At 71.0% G+C, this 3,844-nt stretch carries 6 protein-coding genes; 1 reads left to right on the top strand and 5 read right to left on the bottom strand.

All coding sequences use genetic code 11. The features are described 5' to 3' along the window. Positions 1 to 438 (bottom strand): signal recognition particle receptor subunit alpha (locus VM840_06220; GenBank protein ID HVL81171.1); only part of this gene is annotated, 438 nt, incomplete at its 3' end. A 75-nt stretch (positions 439 to 513) separates the two neighbouring features. Next, entirely contained in the window at positions 514 to 1,440 is a 927-nt protein-coding gene (locus VM840_06215; protein ID HVL81170.1) for a Clp protease N-terminal domain-containing protein, read from the bottom strand. 85 nt (positions 1,441 to 1,525) lie between these two features. Between VM840_06215 and VM840_06210 the strand changes: the two genes are divergently transcribed. Next, complete coding sequence (locus VM840_06210) at positions 1,526 to 1,888, top strand: co-chaperone GroES (protein HVL81169.1); 363 nt, start codon at positions 1,526 to 1,528, stop codon at positions 1,886 to 1,888. On the opposite strand, the gene VM840_06205 is transcribed toward VM840_06210, so the two are convergent. The 3 genes from VM840_06205 to ftsY all read right to left on the bottom strand — a co-directional run. Next, positions 1,885 to 2,547, bottom strand: coding sequence for a hypothetical protein (locus VM840_06205; protein ID HVL81168.1), 663 nt, complete (start codon positions 2,545 to 2,547; stop codon positions 1,885 to 1,887). The two genes, VM840_06210 and VM840_06205, sit on opposite strands and share 4 nt — an antisense overlap. Next, on the bottom strand, positions 2,537 to 3,133 hold the full coding sequence (locus VM840_06200; protein HVL81167.1) for a hypothetical protein: 597 nt from the start codon (positions 3,131 to 3,133) through the stop codon (positions 2,537 to 2,539). Before VM840_06200 ends, VM840_06205 begins: the two co-directional genes overlap by 11 nt. 57 nt (positions 3,134 to 3,190) lie before the next feature. Next, positions 3,191 to 3,844: signal recognition particle-docking protein FtsY (gene ftsY, locus VM840_06195; GenBank protein ID HVL81166.1), on the bottom strand; the 654-nt coding region annotated here is incomplete at its 5' end.

Here is a 3,844-nt window from a genome sequence, read left to right as displayed (position 1 = left end):
GCTCGGCACCCAGGTCGGGCGCTGCAGGTCGCACGCGGCCAGCAGCGTCTTCGTGCCGCGCGCCTTGAGGTGCGAAGCGAGCTTGGCGGCCGCGGTCGTCTTACCGGACCCCTGCAGCCCGACGAGCAGGATCACGGTCGGACCCGAGTCGGCCTTGCCCAGCGGGCGCTGCTGGCCCCCGAGGAGGTTGACGAGCTCGTCGTGGACGATCTTCACGATCTGCTGTCCGGGCGTGAGGGAGCGCAGGACCTGCTCACCCACCGCCTGCTCCCGGACACGGTCCAGGAACCCCCGGACGACCTTCGTCGAGACATCCGCCTCGAGCAGCGCGCTCCGGATCTCCCGCAACCCCTCCTCGACGTCGTCGCGGGTCAGCTTGCCCTTGCGCCGGAGCTTGGCGAAGGCCGCGTCGAGTCGGTCCGAGAGGTTGTCGAACATGGGAGCCCGAGGGTATCAGCCGCGCCCGTCGCCGGCGGTCCGGGACCCGCGCGACAGGTCAGGAGTGGTCCGGTCCTAGACCGGGTCGTCGCCCTCGCCGGCTGGAGGGCTCGCCGCCAGCCGCTCGAGCCGCTCCTCGAGAGCGGACAGCCTTCGGGCGAGCTCCCGGGCGTCCGGCGGAGCCTCCCCCGCGTCGCCCTCTCCCGATGGTCTCGTCTCCAGGTAGTGGCGCATCTCGTTCTGCGCCCACGACCCGACCTGGCTGGGGGAGATGTCCCGCCGGACGACGAGGGTCAGACGCAGGTTCTCCCCCTCTGGGGCGATCTCGGCCCCGACGAGCTGCGGTCCGGACCCTTCGACGAGCTCCAGGACCCGGTCCCGGATGTCGTCGAGGTCGGCGAACCCGCTGAGGATCGCGCGAGCCTGACCGTCCTCCTCGAGCAGGGCGAGCAGGAGGTGCTCCGGTCCGATGTACCCGTGGCCGAGGCGCTGCGCCTCGCGCGCCGACCGTTCGACCGCCGCCTTCCCTGTGACGGTGAACGGGAGGTGCTTCGGGGGATCGTCCTCACCCCGTCCCGCCCGGTCCTCGACCTTCGACCGCGCCGCGTCGAGGGTCGCCCCCACCGACGCCAGCGCGCGCTGAGCGATCGCGTGCTGCTCCCTCATCAGCCCCAGCAGGAGGTGCTCGGTGCCGATGTGGCCGTGCCGCAGCTCCCGCGCCTCCTCCTGGGCGAACACGATGACGCGCCGGGCGGCGTCGGTGAAGTCGCCGAAGACGGCGAACGCCCCGACCGGACGGCCGCCGGCGCGCCGCGTGGCCGCGGTCCGGCCAGGGTCCGTCTGGATCCACCCCTCGATCGCTCGCGTCTCCCAGACGCGTCCCGCGCTGAGTTCCGCCACCGGGGCCGGGAATCCGGTCGTAGACGCAAGTTGGTCCACCCGCTGCCGGGAAACGCCCAGCATCCTCGCGACCTCCGCAGCGCCAACCAGGTGGTGACCCATGGGCTCAGGATATCCGCTTCCTTGTCGGTCGTCAAGGGTAGCCTTGGCGCCGGACAAGGCCGCGCGCCGGGGTAGGCTGTCGGCCATGAACGACCCGAGCGCGGTGCGCGCCGTAGCCGGCGACGACCACCGCTCCGCTCCCATCAAGGTGCTGAGCGACCGCGTGCTGCTGCGGGTCCCGGAGGCGGACGGTGAGCGCCGCACGAAGACGGGCCTCCTGATCCCGGCGACGGCTGCGACCGTGTCCCGCCGCTGCATCTGGGCGGAGGTCGTCGCGGTCGGCCCCCACGTCCGTCAGATCGAGGCAGGTGACCTGGCGCTCATCCTCCCGGAATCGGGAGTGGAGGTCGAGATCCGGGGGGACGAGTACATGCTCGTGCGGGAGCGCGAGATCCACGCGGTGGCCGCGGACAGGGTGCCCGACCCCGGGACCGGCCTGTACCTCTAGCGGGTGTAGAGCCCGAGCGGGGCGGGCTCGCAGGTCCAGGCGACGCCGCAGTCACGCGACGCAGGCACCCGGACCCGCTGGACCTCGGTGAACGAGAAGCCCCACGTATCCATCTGCCGGCGGTAGCCCTCGCTCAGCATCGTCAGCTGCACCAGGTACTCCCGGTGGAAGAACGGTGTGCCAGCCGCCCTGAGGAGGCCGATCCGGCAGGCGCTCGACTCGGTCTGCTCGTCCCAGGTCAGCTCGGTCAGTGCGACGTCGCAGACCTGCCGCGTTCGCGGCTCTCCCGGCGGGGCGGCGGGGGCGACGTCCTGGTCGTTGAACTCCCCATCGGAGCGGTCCCCCGAGACGAGGATACGCTGCGTCCGGATGCCGATCCGCAGGAGCTTCAAGAAGTCCTCGCGGTCGCGGCCCGTGATCTCCCGGTTCCCGTCCGCCGTGTCGTACACGCGGATCGAGGACCCGTCGACGAACGTGAACGCGGTGGCGTTGGCTCGCGCCGGGTTCACCACCAGGCAGGACTTCTGGATCGTCACGCCGGGGTCGAGCGCCTGAGTGAACCGGCACGCGGGAACGACGTCGGAGGCTTGTGCGGGCGGCGCGGGCGCGGCCAGCGACGCCAGGAGCATCCCCGAGGCGATCAGGACCCTACAGCTCATCGAAGAGGGATCCCGTGGTGCCGGGGCACGAGGTTCCGACGCACGCCACGTAGTGCTGCGAGAAACCCATGTACCACCCGATGAACCTGGATTGGTCTCCCAGGTCCAGCATGCGCACCGTGATCTCGAAGGAGCGTGTGTCGAAAGCCGTCCCCGATCGGCGCACCCGGCCTATCCGGCACATGTCATCGAGGTCGGTCGAGAAAGAGCTCGTGGCCCTGTCCGTGCACACGGGCTTGTAGAGCGGGTACGGGACGCGCGCGACGTCCCGGTCCAGCAGGGGGTCGACCCCGTTCTTCGTGGTGACGAACCGCTCGGTCGAGAGGGACCACCGGTAGAAGTCCGCGAACTCCCACTTGCGCCCGTCGGTCACCTCCTGGTTCTGCGCGTCGAAGACCTTCACCGCGGTGAGCCCCCAGAAGTGGGTCGCGTCGCTCGGGCCGCCCGGTACCGTGCAGCGCTGCGACCTCGACTCGCCGGGTCCGAGGTCCAGCCTGATCGTGCAGGAGGAGGCGAGGGCGGGAGCCGCCGGCAGGATGTGGACGGCGGTCGCCAGCGCCGCGACGAGCAGGGTCCTCCTCAGCATGGTCTCACCCCTCGCCGGGGGTGTTTCGCCGGAGCCGGCACATGTCCTGCTCCGGGGTTACTCGTCGAACAGCGCGTCCACGAAGTCGTCGGGATCGAAAGGCGCCAGGTCGGTCGCCTTCTCCCCCAGCCCCACCGCCTTCACCGGCACGCCCAGCTCCCGTTCGACCGCGAACGTGATCCCGCCCTTGGCCGTGCCGTCCAGCTTGGCGAGGACGAGGCCGGTTAGGTCGGTCGCGTCTCGGAAGGCGCGCGCCTGCGCGATCCCGTTCTGCCCGGTCGTGGCGTCCAGGACCAGGAGGCACTCGGTCAGCAGTCCCGGGGTCCGGTCGATGATCCGACGCACCTTCCGCAGCTCCTCCATGAGCGGCGTCTTCGTGTGCAGCCGGCCGGCCGTGTCCACGATCAGCAGGTCGTACCCGCGCGCCTTCGCGTGCTCGATCGCGTCGAAGACCACCGCGCCCGGATCGGCTCCCGGGTGCTGGCGGACGACGTCGAGACCGAGCCTCTCCCCCCAGGTCTCGAGCTGCTCGATGGCGGCGGCGCGGAAGGTGTCGCCGGCGGCGAGCACGACGCCGAAGCCGCGGTCCGACGCGACCTTGGCGAGCTTCGCGATCGTGGTCGTCTTCCCGGTGCCGTTGACACCGACGATGAGCCAGAGCGAGAGCCCCTCCGGGTTGACGCGCAGACGCCTGTCCGAGTCACTCAACAG

This window comes from Actinomycetota bacterium (genome assembly GCA_035540895.1).
In the GTDB taxonomy this organism is placed as follows: Bacteria; Actinomycetota; JAICYB01; order JAICYB01; family JAICYB01; genus DATLFR01.
This window is presented reverse-complemented; position numbering and strand designations above follow the sequence as displayed.